The sequence below is a fragment of the Domibacillus indicus genome, assembly GCF_023715895.1.
Classification (GTDB): domain Bacteria; phylum Bacillota; class Bacilli; order Bacillales; family Domibacillaceae; genus Domibacillus; species Domibacillus indicus_A.
Genome location: NZ_JAMBOO010000003.1, coordinates 413,395 through 426,543 on the forward strand (window position 1 = coordinate 413,395; position 13,149 = coordinate 426,543).

Annotated in this window: 15 protein-coding genes; 5 read left to right on the top strand and 10 right to left on the bottom strand. The window is 42.8% G+C overall.

Annotated features, from left to right (window positions below; translation table 11 throughout):
• Positions 1-26 precede the first annotated feature (26 nt).
• Positions 27-593 (bottom strand): DUF4912 domain-containing protein, encoded by a 567-nt coding sequence (locus M3221_RS08450; RefSeq protein WP_251271038.1) that lies wholly within the window; start codon positions 591-593, stop codon positions 27-29.
• 154 nt (positions 594-747) lie between these two features.
• Here M3221_RS08450 and M3221_RS08455 point away from each other — a divergent pair, with 154 nt between their 5' ends.
• Together M3221_RS08455 and M3221_RS08460 are read left to right on the top strand one after the other, a co-directional pair.
• Positions 748-1,116 (top strand): helix-turn-helix domain-containing protein, encoded by a 369-nt coding sequence (locus tag M3221_RS08455; RefSeq protein WP_251271039.1) that lies wholly within the window; start codon positions 748-750, stop codon positions 1,114-1,116.
• Positions 1,113-1,544, top strand: coding sequence for an endolytic transglycosylase MltG (locus tag M3221_RS08460; RefSeq protein ID WP_251271040.1), 432 nt, complete (start codon positions 1,113-1,115; stop codon positions 1,542-1,544). Before M3221_RS08455 ends, M3221_RS08460 begins: the two co-directional genes overlap by 4 nt.
• A gap of 45 nt (positions 1,545-1,589) precedes the next feature.
• Here M3221_RS08460 and pstB read toward each other — a convergent pair whose 3' ends face one another.
• The 6 genes from pstB to M3221_RS08490 all read right to left on the bottom strand — a co-directional run bounded on the left by pstB (position 1,590) and on the right by M3221_RS08490 (position 8,542).
• Complete coding sequence (gene pstB, locus M3221_RS08465) at positions 1,590-2,399, bottom strand: phosphate ABC transporter ATP-binding protein PstB (protein WP_251271041.1); 810 nt, start codon at positions 2,397-2,399, stop codon at positions 1,590-1,592.
• Positions 2,400-2,443: 44 nt separating this feature from the next.
• Positions 2,444-3,328, bottom strand: coding sequence for a phosphate ABC transporter permease PstA (gene pstA, locus M3221_RS08470; RefSeq protein ID WP_242233449.1), 885 nt, complete (start codon positions 3,326-3,328; stop codon positions 2,444-2,446).
• Positions 3,328-4,272: a phosphate ABC transporter permease subunit PstC gene (pstC, locus tag M3221_RS08475; RefSeq protein WP_251271042.1), complete on the bottom strand. Its 945-nt coding sequence runs from the start codon at positions 4,270-4,272 to the stop codon at positions 3,328-3,330. Before pstC ends, pstA begins: the two co-directional genes overlap by 1 nt.
• Before the next feature lie 96 nt (positions 4,273-4,368).
• Entirely contained in the window at positions 4,369-5,337 is a 969-nt protein-coding gene (locus M3221_RS08480) for a PstS family phosphate ABC transporter substrate-binding protein (RefSeq protein WP_251271043.1), read from the bottom strand.
• 294 nt (positions 5,338-5,631) lie between these two features.
• Positions 5,632-7,773: a peptidoglycan D,D-transpeptidase FtsI family protein gene (locus tag M3221_RS08485; protein WP_251271128.1), complete on the bottom strand. Its 2,142-nt coding sequence runs from the start codon at positions 7,771-7,773 to the stop codon at positions 5,632-5,634.
• A 160-nt stretch (positions 7,774-7,933) separates the two neighbouring features.
• Positions 7,934-8,542, bottom strand: a complete 609-nt coding sequence (locus M3221_RS08490) for a superoxide dismutase (RefSeq protein WP_242233446.1) — start codon at positions 8,540-8,542, stop codon at positions 7,934-7,936.
• 196 nt (positions 8,543-8,738) lie between these two features.
• Between M3221_RS08490 and M3221_RS08495 the strand changes: the two genes are divergently transcribed.
• From M3221_RS08495 to M3221_RS08505, 3 genes are all read left to right on the top strand, one after another.
• Positions 8,739-9,272, top strand: coding sequence for a DUF1189 family protein (locus M3221_RS08495; RefSeq protein ID WP_251271044.1), 534 nt, complete (start codon positions 8,739-8,741; stop codon positions 9,270-9,272).
• Positions 9,273-9,367: 95 nt separating this feature from the next.
• Positions 9,368-10,462 carry a flavodoxin-dependent (E)-4-hydroxy-3-methylbut-2-enyl-diphosphate synthase gene (gene ispG, locus M3221_RS08500; RefSeq protein WP_242233492.1) on the top strand — a complete coding sequence of 365 codons (1,095 nt, stop codon included), beginning with the start codon at positions 9,368-9,370 and terminating at the stop codon, positions 10,460-10,462.
• 5 nt (positions 10,463-10,467) lie between these two features.
• Positions 10,468-11,064, top strand: a complete 597-nt coding sequence (locus M3221_RS08505) for a hypothetical protein (protein WP_251271045.1) — start codon at positions 10,468-10,470, stop codon at positions 11,062-11,064.
• Positions 11,065-11,093: 29 nt separating this feature from the next.
• Here M3221_RS08505 and M3221_RS08510 read toward each other — a convergent pair whose 3' ends face one another.
• Genes M3221_RS08510 through M3221_RS08520 form a run of 3 tightly spaced genes read right to left on the bottom strand, consistent with a single transcriptional unit; the run spans position 11,094 to position 13,138 of the window.
• Positions 11,094-11,510: a Fur family transcriptional regulator gene (locus M3221_RS08510; RefSeq protein WP_242233443.1), complete on the bottom strand. Its 417-nt coding sequence runs from the start codon at positions 11,508-11,510 to the stop codon at positions 11,094-11,096.
• 16 nt (positions 11,511-11,526) lie between these two features.
• Entirely contained in the window at positions 11,527-12,357 is an 831-nt protein-coding gene (locus M3221_RS08515) for a metal ABC transporter permease (RefSeq protein ID WP_251271046.1), read from the bottom strand.
• A 13-nt stretch (positions 12,358-12,370) separates the two neighbouring features.
• Entirely contained in the window at positions 12,371-13,138 is a 768-nt protein-coding gene (locus M3221_RS08520) for a metal ABC transporter ATP-binding protein (protein ID WP_242233441.1), read from the bottom strand.
• Positions 13,139-13,149 lie beyond the last annotated feature (11 nt).

The following is a 13,149-nucleotide window of genomic DNA, read 5'->3' on the forward strand; positions in this document are numbered from 1 at the left end:
CCTTACCTCCTTCAGCTAGTATCGGTTTATTGCAAGCAATCTGGATGTTCGATCCAGGCTGGCTCGTTGAAAGAATGTTGATAAAACGCTTCCGCTTCTCCTGCTTTAAGTATATAGTCTGTACTGCGCTCGTATGAAGTATGAACCGGATGTGATTGCAGAATCGGCCAAAAAGAATAGTTTTTTGTTAAATAGCCGATCTCACAAAGGTAAGAACGATTGCTCTTTAACCCTTTTAGTATCCAGAAGCCATCCTCCTTGTTTACTTTTACACATGTCATGGAGTGAGCGTTCGTTCCATTAAAATAAATATCTGTTACGTCAAAAATACGAAGATCCAGTACATCAGGATTTAACGGAGCTTCACAATAGAAAGCCGCCCTTAATAAAAAAGGATCGAGATGCCATTTGCAATAAATTCGTTCTTTCGACAACAATACAGTATGAAGACTATTTTGTACGTTTCGCTTTGCTTTTTCTGTTAGTCTATACTGCCACTCTTGTTTTGCCTGCTGCTTTGGAATAGATAATGTTGCTGCAATTTGTTCCCAAGAGAAATTCTCATTTTTCAGCCTTACAATCTCCTCAATCAATATGTATCACCTCGATCCGGCAGTTTTCCTAATCAAAATATTATTATATCATTATGGTATCACGTTCAATAGCAGGCGGCAATTGCCCAACGCACCCCTTCCTGCGGTTACGGTGTGGTACAATATGGACAAAGAAAACGAAAGGAGATTTCATATGAATGAACTAACCATCGGATTGGCCTGCGCCGGTGCCTTTTTTATTTTGCTGTCCTTTTTTCTGCCCGATAAACAGCGGCAGCTGGAAAAAGAAATTGAGGAATTATCCATGAAAATGCTACAGGAGCACTATCAATTTAACAAAAAATTAAAAGTGCTTGAGGAAGAGCTGCTCATTGGAGAAACACCTGCTGTACATACCAAAAAGCCGGCTGCTGCTGTAAATAAGATTATTCAAAGCCAGGTGATTGCCCTTTATCAGCAAGGCACACCTATTGCCCAAATTGCTGCACAATCCTCTCTTTCAACCGAGCAGGTAAAGAGCATTTTGGATGAAAACATGCAGACGGAGAGTTCATCAATATGAGGAAACAGCCTATTCGCGCTTTCGGCTTCGGTCTTCTTGCGGCTTCAGCAGCCCTGTATATTTCTGATCAAACAGCGCCCGAGCGCCCTATTGAACTATCAGCACAACAAATGATTCAACGGCTGGAGGCAGAGAATTATGTCGTTCAAAAAAAAGAAAACGAACAGACAGAAAAACAGCTTGATTCTGCCCAAAAAGAAACGACAGCCCCTAAAACGGCTGTTCAATCCGTTACAGTTATAATTGAATCCGGCATGTCTTCTAATGAAATTGCGGCTAAATTAAAGGAATCCGGCATCATCCAGGACCAGGCAGCTTTTAATCAATTTTTAACAGCGAATGGATACGCAGATAAGCTGCAAACAGGGTCGTTTGTTTTAAAGAAGGACATGGCAGAAAAAGAAGTGGCTGATGCACTAACAAAATAAACAGCATAACAAAAAAGCCGGCGCTAAAGCGCCAGCTTTTCTTTTTTATCCGAAGCGTCCTGAAATATAATCGTCTGTACGACTATCTGCAGGATTGTTAAAAATGGTATCTGTAGAATCAAACTCCACAACTTCTCCATTTAAGAAGAAAGCTGTTTTATCAGAGATACGGGCAGCTTGCTGCATATTGTGTGTCACGATAATGATGGAGTATTTTTCTTTTAGTTCTTGAATAAGTTCTTCTACTTTTAGAGTTGAAACCGGGTCTAATGCAGAAGTTGGCTCATCCATTAAAATGACATCCGGCTCAAGAGCCAGGCAGCGCGCAATGCAAAGACGCTGCTGCTGTCCACCTGACAAACCATAAGCAGGTTCGTGGATGCGGTCTTTTACTTCATCCCAAAGAGCTGCTCCACGCAAGCTCTTTTCCACTGTTTCAGTAATGATTTGCTTGTTTTTAATACCGTGAATTTTCAAGCCGAATGCAATATTTTCATAAATAGATTTCGGGAACGGATTTGGCTTTTGGAATACCATGCCGACACGTGTCCGCAATTCTTCTACAAGAAAATCTTTGCTGAAAATGTCCCGGTTGCGATATTCGATCTGCCCCGTTGTTTTTACACCTGGCACAAGATCGATCATGCGGTTTAATGTTTTAATGTATGTTGATTTTCCACAGCCTGATGGCCCAATAATCGCTGTGACTTCCCGCTCTTTAATACCTAAATTGATGTTTTTAAGAGCATGGTGCTCTCCATACCATAAGTTTAAATTTTTAGTGTTATATACGAACAGTTCCTCGTTTTGAACAGACTGATTGTTTTTCGTTGTATTTACAGCAGTTAACGCCATTTTACATTCCCTCCAAGTTTTCAATCGCGATTTCCCAAGGTTTATTATCTTGCCTGATAACGGTTGCGGATCCAAACTGCAACAGAATTCATTAAAATAAGCACGGCCAGCAGGATGATAATACCCGCAGCTGCAAGGTTATGGAAGTCAACTTGCGGACGGCTTGTCCAGTTGTAAATTTGCATTGGAAGTGCTGTAAATGAATCCAAGTAGCCAGATGGCAGAAACGCAACGAATGTTGGAATGCCGACAACAATAAGCGGAGCCGTTTCACCAATAGCACGTGAAAAAGCTAAGATGCTTCCTGTTGCAATACCCGGTATCGCATACGGAAGAACTACTCGGTAGATCGTCTGCCACTTTGTTGCACCAAGACCAAATGATGCTTCCTTAAGTTCCTTTGGAACAGCGCGTATCGCTTCCTGGGCTGCTACGATGACAACCGGAAGAACAAGCAGAGCCATTGTAAAGCCTGCAGCTAAAATACTATTTCCAAAGCCAAACACACGAACGAAAATAGTTAAGCCAAGAAGACCGAATACAACAGAAGGCACACCCGCTAAATTTGAAATATTCATTTGAATCCAGCGAGTTAACTTGTTTTTCTTTGCGTACTCTTCCAGGTAAATCGCTGTACCGACTCCCAAAATAGCGGCTGTAGGAATAACCACACTCATCATCCAAAGCGTACCAATAACAGCTGCTTTAATCCCCGCCTGCTCAGGACGGCGCGACGCGAAATTCTGGAAAAAGTCCCATGTTAAATAAGGAGCACCTTGTGAAATGATACGGTAAAGCAGCACAATTAAAATAATGGACGTAAAAATCGTTGCCGTCAAGAAAATTCCTTTGACGACTTTGTTTTTTGCTAAGCGGCCGTCAATACGGCTTACCATTTCTTCTGATTTAACCCGTGCAGTGTTTTCCATTAGTATTCCTCCCTGAAACGCTTCGAGATGAATTGAGCTAGTATATTCATCAGAAGGGTGAAAATAAACAATGTAAAGCCGACAGAATAAATACTGTAATAAATCGTCGTGCCAAATCCTGCATCACCAGTCGTAACCTGTACAATGTAGGATGTCATTGTTTGTAGGGATGTTGTTAAATCCAAGGATGCAGATGGCGTTGATCCTGCTGCAATGGATACAATCATCGTTTCCCCGATAGCGCGGGAGACACCAAGCACAATCGATGCAAGAATACCGGAAAGAGCTGCCGGGAAAATAACTTTTGATGCGGTTTCCCATTTTGTTGACCCGAGTGCAAGCGCACCTTGGCGAACAGATTCTGGAACCGAAGAAAGAGCATCTTCAGACAGGGAAACAATTGTTGGAATAATCATGATTCCAACTACGATTCCCGGGCTGATCGCATTAAACATTTCAAGCGAAGGGAAAATACCGCGTAAAACCGGAGTAATAAATGTTAAGGCAAAAAAGCCGTAAACAATCGTTGGAACACCTGCAAGCACTTCAAGAATTGGCTTCATAATTTTACGTGTGCGCGCACTTGCATATTCACTTAAATACAAAGCTACTGCAAGCCCGATTGGGATAGCAAATAATGAAGCGATTATTGTTATTTTTAATGTACCCAATACAAGCGGCCAAATACCGTAAACAGGATCTGTTCCTGAGAATGGATACCACTCTTTAGCTGTAAAAAATTCAACGATCGAAACATCACCGAAGAAAGTGATCGTTTCAAAAATCAGTGTTAAAACGATTCCGAGTGTAGTTAACACTGAAACGGCAGCCATAAGAAACAAAACCACCGGAATAATTTTTTCACTTCTGTTCAAAAAGCCGCTATTATATTTTTTTTCAAGCAGCTGTTGAACAGGACTGAGTTCTTTGTTTGTTGTTTTCAACCCAATCTTGCTCCTTTCAACCCATGTACACCAATAGAGGGCTCTGCCCTCTATTGGTGTATTTTTCTTTATCCGCTTTTTTTAATCCAGTGACAATTATTTTAAGCCTTCAATTGTTTCAAGCTGCTTTGTGTACTCCTCTTCAGGAAGAGCTACATATCCTACATCTTCTGCAAGAGCTGCTGCATTTTCAAGTGTAAATTGTGTATAAGCCTTTACTGCTTCATCTTCTTTAACAGCCGAGTTGCTTACATATGTGTACAATGGACGTGAAAGTGGCTCATATTCGCCGCTCTTAATTGTTTCAGCGTCTGGTGTAACGGCTTTTCCTTCTCCATTTACAATTGGTACCACTTTCAAGTTGTCTTTGTTTTCAAGGTAGTATGCATAACCAAAGTAACCAATTGAATTTTTGTCTCCTGTTACACCTTGTACAAGAACGTTATCATCTTCAGAAAGTGTAGCGGACTTGTCGATTTGACCTCCGTCAAGAATTACTTCATCGAAATAATCAAATGTTCCGGAATCTGTACCTGGAGAGTAGAATTTAATTTCTTCAGCCGGCCAGCCTTCACGAATATCAGACCATTTTTTTGTTTTGCCGTTATCAAGCCATAGTTTTTTCAATTCATCGACTGTTAATTGATCTACCCAGTCGTTATCTTTATTAACAACTACAGACAACCCGTCGTAAGCAAGTTGAAGTTCTGTATAATCAATACCCGCATCTTTAAGGCCTTGTGCTTCTTCATCCTTAATCGGGCGAGATGCATTACTCATTTGTGTTTCGCCAGCGATAAACTTCTCAAATCCACCGCCTGTACCAGACAATCCGACTGTTACTTTTACATCCGGCTGTTCAAGCATAAACTCCTCTGCTACTGCTTCAGCAATCGGATAAACTGTTGATGAACCATCGATTGAGATTTGGCCTTGAAGCTGTGCATCCTGTCCTTCTTCGCCATTTCCTCCTGCTCCATTATCAGCATTGTTATTGCCGCATGCACCCATTACAAGCGCTGATCCTACTAGTGCTGATAGTGTGAGAACTTTAACTGGTTTCATTCTTGATTTCCCCCTGCGAGTTTGTTTTTTTGTTATCTGCTACATTGAATACAATAAAGGATGAGTATTAATAAGGTTTTAATGAAATGTTAAGGTTTTGTAAATCGAAGACGATTTTAAGAAATAAATGTTGATTTTTATCATTGAAAGCGATTACTATAAAAAATAATTATTTTTAAAATTTTCCGACATCCCTTCTTATCGTTTTTATACATTCGTTGAACCCATCAAAACAGGTATAATCTTTTCAACAAAAAACAGCCTTTCCGTTAAAGTAAGCGGAAAGGCTGTTTTTTATTCGTCTTCAGATTCCTCTGTTTCAGATTCATCTGCATCAGATGTTTCTGTGCCTGTTTTTGGCACAATATCCTGATCAATCACGGCCTGGGCTGGTTTCTCACTGGCTCTTTGTTCTTTCAGCTCAAAATACTTATCCATTGCCCGGCGGCCGATATAATGGTTGATCGGAATCGAACTTGAGCTGTCCTCATATGCCCACGGAACGACAACGGCCATCGCTACTTCCGGGTTGTCATAAGGAGCGTATCCAACAAGGGTCACATTCCAGGTCATTTGGTTTTCACCTTTTTCTTTTAAAGGACCGTCATATACACCTTCAGCTGTTCCTGTTTTGGCCGCCATTTTATACGGGGCATCCCCAAAATAGCTTGCCGCTGTTCCTTCGGATCCGTGAACAACAAGGCGGAAGCCTTCCTGCACTTGTTCGATCCATCCAGGCTCAAGCTCCAGCGTATTTAATACGTTAGGCTCAATTTCTTCCGCGATCGGACCAATTTTATTGGTTGAAGAAATCGGCTCCCTGATTTCTTTTACAATATGCGGCTGCATGCGGTAGCCGCCGTTTGCAATGGTCGATACGTACTGTGCAAGCTGAAGCGGCGTATACGTATCAAACTGGCCAATGGAGAAGTCCAGAAGCTTACCGGGCTGGTCAACAAATCCTTTATAGCCGGCCTGTTCATTCGGCAAATCAATGCCGGTTTTGACGCCGAGGCCAAATTGGCCGAAATATTGCCGCATGATCGGAAAAGCCTCATCTGTATTGATTCCCAAGCCGCCGTTTCGTACGTAATGGGAACCACCAATTTCCATAGCGGTTTTAAACATGTATACATTGGAAGAACGCATCAGTGCATAGGTATCACTAATACTCATAGCGCCACTTCGGTTAAACCACGAACTTTTTGATTTGGCCGAGCTGCCAAAATAAAGCGGCTCATCAACGATGCGTTCACCCGGTTCATTGACCCCGGTCATGTATCCTGTTAAAACAGTCGCTCCTTTTACAGCCGAGCCCATTGCATAAGATGTGGTCATGTTACCGAGCGCAAAATCGACAATTTTAGGTTTCCCATCAGAAGTCGTATATTGTTTCCCTGCCATGGCAAGAATTTCACCCGTGTTTGGATCCATCATGGTAACGAATGCCCGGTCTAAAAATGGATGATAACTTGATTTTGCTTTTGTCAGCTCTTCTTCAATGATCTTTTCTACGGCTGTTTGAAGATCCATATCAATGGTTAAAACAAGATCATTTCCACGCTGGCCTTCCGTAATAATTTCCGAATCAAGCACATTTCCTGATTTATCGGTCACATTTTTCATCTTCGTTTTCTGGCCGCGCAAAATATCTTCATACTGGTATTCCAGATAACTTTTCCCTACCCGGTCGTTGCGGCTGTAACCACGTGCCAGATAGTAGTCCGCCATTTCCCTTGGCAGTCCTTCTTTAGAAGAAGAAATATTGCCAAGCACCGTTTTTAACGTACCGTCATATGCATACGAACGTTCCCAGTCGGTGGTCGTATTCACACCTGGCAGTGATGATAAGTTCTCACTCACTACAGCGTATTCTACATCCGTCACATTTTCATTTTTAACAATTTGCGGGGTTTGCGCGTAACCGGCTGTAAACTCCCTGTAAATGGCTAATACTTCAAGTTCCGCCCCGGTCAGCTCACTTAAATCTGTTTCTGTAATCCGATCCAGCTGCATGTCATAAATTTCATCTTCTGTAAGCTTGTCCTCTTTGTAAGCAGCCCATTCTGCATCGGTAATTTTTGCTTCTGCTTTTTTCGGGTGTTTCGTGATCCAAAAATCTTTTTTGTCACGCTCCGTCACTTGATCCGTCTCTTTTTCAATTAACTGGGCAAGCTTTTCTGCTGTTTTCATCATTTCTTCTGGATCCGCATTGGAAGAACGTGTATACGTAATTGCATTTTGCGGCTTGTTATCTACTACGACTGTCCCGTACCGGTCATAAATTTTCCCGCGCGGCACGCTTGTGTTCACTGTTACATCTTCTGTCCGCTCAATTTTGCGCTGATAATCTTCTCCCTGTACAATTTGGACAATACCAAGCCGGAATATCAGAGCCGAAAACAATAGGAAAACCACAAAAAACAGCATGTTCATCCGAAACGGTACATGCGTTTTTTTCTTCTTATTCGCTTTTTTCAACCGCCTAACCCTTTCTTCGTTTCATTTACTCTATTGTTCATTGTATCGAAATCAACGGGTTTTTTCCACCAAAAAACCGGCCCGATAATCGGACCGGCTTTTATGAGCACTTATATTAAAGAGCTGCTTCGTAGCGTTTTGAAACTTCATCCCAATTTACTACATTCCAGAATGCTGCTATGTAGTCCGGGCGACGGTTTTGGTAATTTAAGTAGTAGGCATGCTCCCAAACGTCAAGACCAAGGATTGGCGTTTTGCCTTCCATAATTGGAGAGTCCTGGTTTGGTGTGCTTGAAAGGTCAAGTTGGCCATTTGCAACAGAAAGCCATGCCCAGCCTGAACCAAAGCGTGTAGCTCCCGCTTTTGCAAATTCTTCTTTGAACGCGTCAAAGCTTCCGAATTTTGCATCGATTGCTTCCGCAAGCTTTCCAGTTGGCGCGCCGCCGCCGTTTGGCGAAAGAAGCTGCCAGAAAAGAGAATGGTTTGCATGGCCGCCGCCGTTGTTGCGAACCGCAGTACGTGCAGATTCAGGAACTGCATCTAAGTTTGCAATCACTTCTTCTACTGATTTAGAAAGAAGCTCTTCATTTCCTTCTAGGGCTGCGTTTAAGTTTGTAACGTACGTGTTGTGATGTTTTGTGTGATGGATGTTCATTGTTTCTTTATCGATGTGGGGTTCTAGTGCGTCATACGCATAAGGTAGCTGTGGTAATTCAAAAGCCATTGTTTAATTCCTCCCAAAATAAAGTGATTTACCTAACATAACTAAGATTAACAAAATTGTGAACACGGCGCAATGATTATGCCCGCAGAAGGATAGAGGGTCCAAACGGCCATTTTGCTTTGAAACCGGGATGGCTTTCGCTCTTTCTCCTGCTATATAATGAAAGGGATTCCATTAAATGAGAGGATTTTGGTTTATGCCGCTATATAAGAGATTATTTAAAAGTCTTTACTCGCCGAAATATATTGCTGCTTCCCGCCTGCTGGGGATCGGCACAACGATTCAATATCTTTTTATCCTGTCTTTTATTTTGTGCCTTCCTTCCTGCTTGTCCGTTTTCACCCATCTTACAGCTGGCTCTTCTCCTGCAAAAGCGATTGAAAGTATCCTGCCTACTTTGGCAGCAAACGAAGAATTCACACGCCAAACGATCTTTATTTATATACCAGTTGTTCTCCTTTTCTATTATATTCTGCTGTCGTTTGGGCTGTTTTTAAAAGCAGCGGTTTTTGCCGGTATTGGGCTTTTTTTAGTCTTCATTCGCAGTAAACGCGGCGAATACCGGCATTTATTTCGACTGAGCACCCACGCGCTTACACTGTCTGTTTTTGTCACTGTGCTAATGGAATGGGCGAATTGGACTTTTTCTTATGCATACGCAGCAGACTGGCTCATTGTAACGATTATGCTGTATCTTTCTATCCGCTGGCTGCCCCACGCAACAAGGTAAACGGAATTGTTGTCTGAACAGCCGTTCCTCTGATAGAATGAAACAGATATGATAGTCAGATTAACTTTTAAAGGAGCGAATCACCATTGAGTGAAATCACCCACCGCACGAAAACCCGTCCAGTGAAAGTTGGCAATTTAACGATTGGCGGAAACGACCAGGTTGTTATTCAAAGTATGACCACAACAAAAACACACGATGTTGAAGCAACAGTTGCTGAAATAAACCGCCTTGAAGAAGCGGGCTGCCAAGTTGTACGCGTTGCCGTTCCGGACGAGCGCGCTGCCGATGCGCTTGCGGCGATCAAGAGCCAAATTAACATTCCTCTCGTTGCTGATATTCATTTTGATTATAAATTAGCGCTTAAGGCGATTGAAGCAGGCGTTGATAAAATCCGTATCAACCCGGGCAATATCGGACGCCGTGAGAAAGTGGAAGCTGTTGTAAACGCAGCAAAAGCGAAAGGTGTGCCTATTCGAATTGGCGTTAACGCGGGAAGCTTAGAGCGTAAAATTCTTGAAAAGTACGGCTATCCGACAGCAGACGGTATGGTTGAAAGTGCGCTTCATCACATTAAAATTTTAGAAGATCTTGATTTTCATGACATCATTGTTTCCATGAAAGCATCGGATGTAAATTTAGCTATCGAAGCATATGAAAAAGCAGCAAAAGCATTTGATTACCCGCTGCACCTGGGGATCACAGAATCCGGCACTCTTTTTGCAGGAACTGTAAAAAGTGCGGCGGGCCTTGGTGCCATCTTAAGCAAAGGAATCGGGAACACGCTCCGTATCTCACTAAGTGCCGATCCGGTTGAAGAAGTGAAAGTAGCACGCGAACTGCTGAAATCATTTGGCCTGGCTGCCAATGCGGCTACACTTATTTCATGTCCAACATGCGGCCGAATTGAAATCGACTTGATTTCGATTGCAAATGAAGTAGAAGAATATATTTCCAAGATTAAAGCACCTATTAAAGTAGCGGTACTTGGCTGTGCAGTAAATGGTCCAGGTGAGGCACGCGAAGCGGACATCGGTATTGCGGGCGCCCGCGGTGAAGGCCTCCTGTTCCGCCACGGTAAAACAGTTCGAAAAGTACCGGAAGAAACAATGGTTGAAGAATTGAAAAAAGAGATCGATTTGATTGCGGAAGAGTATCACCGGAAACAAGCGCTTGCGGTCGAGCAGTGATTGCAATGTCACAAAAACGGTTCGGTATAGATATTGACGGTACAGTCACTTGTCCAGCAAGCCTCGTTCCTTTTATTAACGAAGCTTTCTCGCTTAATATTACTCTTGAGGATATCAAACAGTATGATTTATCGGCTGCTTTGAACATTCCGCCAGACAAAATGCGGGATTGGTTTGATCAAACAGAGCCTGCTATTTATGCCGCTTCCCCTTTGGCAGAGGGAGCGGACAGCATTTTAGCGAAATGGCAGAAACAGTTTCACCTGCTTTTTATAAGCGCAAGACGCCAGCATCTTTTTGATGTCACTGAGCAGTGGTTTCAAGATAAGCAAATTTATTATGATCATATTGAATTAATCGGCTCTCACAATAAAGTGGAAGCAGCAAAACGGCACAAGGTGGATATTTTCTTTGAAGATAAACACGACAATGCCGTTACGCTGGCGGAAGAGCTGCACATTCCCGTTGTTTTATTTAACACACCTTATAATCAAGATCCCGTTCCTGATCATGTCGTTCGCGTGAATAATTGGCATGAAGCGGATTTATGGGTGCAACAGTGGCTTGAGCAAGGCGAAATCCGTCCGCTTATACACACATAAAAAAGCGTGACCAGAAGAAATTCTTTTGGTCACGCTTTTTTCATGCATTTTTCACACTTGCCGTATACTTCAAACTTGTGTCCGGTGATCTCGCAGCCTGCGAGCTCCCTCACTTCGTTCATGGGACACATATCTATTTCTTTTGTTTTTCCGCATTCCATGCAAATAAAGTGGTGATGGTGATGATTGTGAGAACAGGCAAAGCGGAAATGGCGCTCGCCCGACAGCTCGGTTTCTTCCAATATATTCATTTCAGCAAAAAGAGCCAAATTACGGTAAATCGTATCAAAACTCAGGCCCGGATAGTCATGCTTCATTTCTTCGAGAACATCTTTTGCCGTTAAGTATTTATCCTGCCTTGCAAACAGTGCCAGCATTTCCTCCCGCTTTCCTGTCTGCTTATAGCCTTTTTCTTTCATGATTTCCATCGCTTTTGTTAAATTCATGATGGACCCCTCTTTACTAGTTTTTCTCTTTTTTCCACAAAATGACGCCTAACAAAATAATAATAGACGTTACAACGATCGTACCGCCCGGTGCCAGGTCAAGATAAAAAGCACTGATCAAGCCGGCAATCACGGAAACTTCTCCAAATAAAACAGACAGCCAGATGGTTTGCTTAAATCCTTTCGCAATCCGCATAGCAGCCGCAACAGGAAGTGTCATTAAAGCCGACACAAGCAAAACACCGACGATTCTCATTGAAACGGCAATCACAAGAGCTGTTAAAATAATAAATGCGAGATGTACGGCCTTAGATGGGATGCCTGAGGCTTTTGCATACTCTTCATCGAACGATAAAACAAACAATTCCTTATACAGTAAGTACACTGTAACGAGAACAATGATGCTGATTCCGATAACAGCATATAAATCATTTCGGCTCACCGCGCTGACACTGCCGAATAAATAGCTGAACAAATCTGTATTAAACCCGTTTGCAATGGAAATCAGAATAACGCCAAGTCCAATTCCCCCGGACATCATAATCGGGATGGCCAGCTCTTGATAATGTTTATATACGTTTCGCAGCCGTTCCACCAGCAGGGAGCCCCCAACGGAAAATACCATTCCAAAATAAAGCGGGTTTACAGCGGAAAGCGCCGGAAAGGTTTGTCCAAGAAGCAGGCCTGCCGCAATGCCTGACAGTGTAACGTGGCTTAGCGCATCTGCAATGAGAGACAAACGGCGTACTACTATAAATGCGCCGAGCAGCGGCGCGATAATACCAATAATCGCGCCGGATAAAAACGCATTCTGCAAAAACTCATAGGTGAAAATAGCTTCTATCATAATGGTCTTCCCTTCAGTGATCGTGATGATGATCAAGCAGGCGGATGCCGTGTCCATATAAATCGGACAGTTCTTGCTCATCCAGTTCTACAAATTGCTGCATACTGCCGTGAAAATGCAGATACTTATTTAAGCAGGCTACATGTGTCACTTTGTCGGTAATGGCGCCAATGTCATGCGTGACAAGCAGCAGCGTCATCCCCAGGTCTTGATTCAAATGCGTCAGCATATGGTAAAATGATTCGACATTTTGGCTGTCTACCCCAACCGTTGGCTCGTCCAAAATTAAAACAGATGGATTGGATACGATAGCCCGGGCAATGAATACACGCTGCTGCTGGCCGCCGGATAAATCACCGATATTGCGTGTTAAAAAAGACTCCATTCCAACAGCGCGAACAGCCTGTTCTACTGCTTCCTTTTCTTTAGAGCCCGGACGACGGAACAATCCCATTTTTTTAACGAGTCCGCCCATGACGACTTCAAAAACAGTTGCCGGAAAACCGGTATTAAAAGAATTCGCTTTTTGCGAAACAAAACCGATCCGGTCCCATTCCTTAAATTTATCTTGCGGGACACCAAAAAGTTCTACGTACCCCTCTTTGGCTTTTAATAAGCCTAATATAATTTTTAATAATGTTGATTTCCCAGATCCGTTTGGGCCGACCAGGCCGACGAAGGAACCTTTTGGAATCGACAGATTGATCCGCTCGAGAACATTTTCGCGGTCATAACGAAAGTTCACGTCGCGTATATCAATGACAGGCGGTTTTTCCTTCATATATAGAACTC

Bases quoted from the DNA above. Each gene is read 5' to 3' on its own strand.
- M3221_RS08460 (WP_251271040.1), top strand. From the start codon at position 1,113: ATGAGGAAACAGCCTATTCGCGCTTTCGGCTTCGGTCTTCTTGCGGCT.
- M3221_RS08510 (WP_242233443.1), bottom strand. From the start codon at position 11,510: ATGAATTTAACAAAAGCGATGGAAATCATGAAAGAAAAAGGCTATAAG.
- M3221_RS08490 (WP_242233446.1), bottom strand. From the start codon at position 8,542: ATGGCTTTTGAATTACCACAGCTACCTTATGCGTATGACGCACTAGAA.
- M3221_RS08480 (WP_251271043.1), bottom strand. From the start codon at position 5,337: ATGAAACCAGTTAAAGTTCTCACACTATCAGCACTAGTAGGATCAGCG.
- M3221_RS08505 (WP_251271045.1), top strand. From the start codon at position 10,468: ATGTCACAAAAACGGTTCGGTATAGATATTGACGGTACAGTCACTTGT.
- M3221_RS08485 (WP_251271128.1), bottom strand. From the start codon at position 7,773: ATGAACATGCTGTTTTTTGTGGTTTTCCTATTGTTTTCGGCTCTGATA.
- M3221_RS08515 (WP_251271046.1), bottom strand. From the start codon at position 12,357: ATGATAGAAGCTATTTTCACCTATGAGTTTTTGCAGAATGCGTTTTTA.
- pstB (WP_251271041.1), bottom strand. From the start codon at position 2,399: ATGGCGTTAACTGCTGTAAATACAACGAAAAACAATCAGTCTGTTCAA.
- M3221_RS08495 (WP_251271044.1), top strand. From the start codon at position 8,739: ATGCCGCTATATAAGAGATTATTTAAAAGTCTTTACTCGCCGAAATAT.
- M3221_RS08455 (WP_251271039.1), top strand. From the start codon at position 748: ATGAATGAACTAACCATCGGATTGGCCTGCGCCGGTGCCTTTTTTATT.
- pstA (WP_242233449.1), bottom strand. From the start codon at position 3,328: ATGGAAAACACTGCACGGGTTAAATCAGAAGAAATGGTAAGCCGTATT.
- M3221_RS08520 (WP_242233441.1), bottom strand. From the start codon at position 13,138: ATGAAGGAAAAACCGCCTGTCATTGATATACGCGACGTGAACTTTCGT.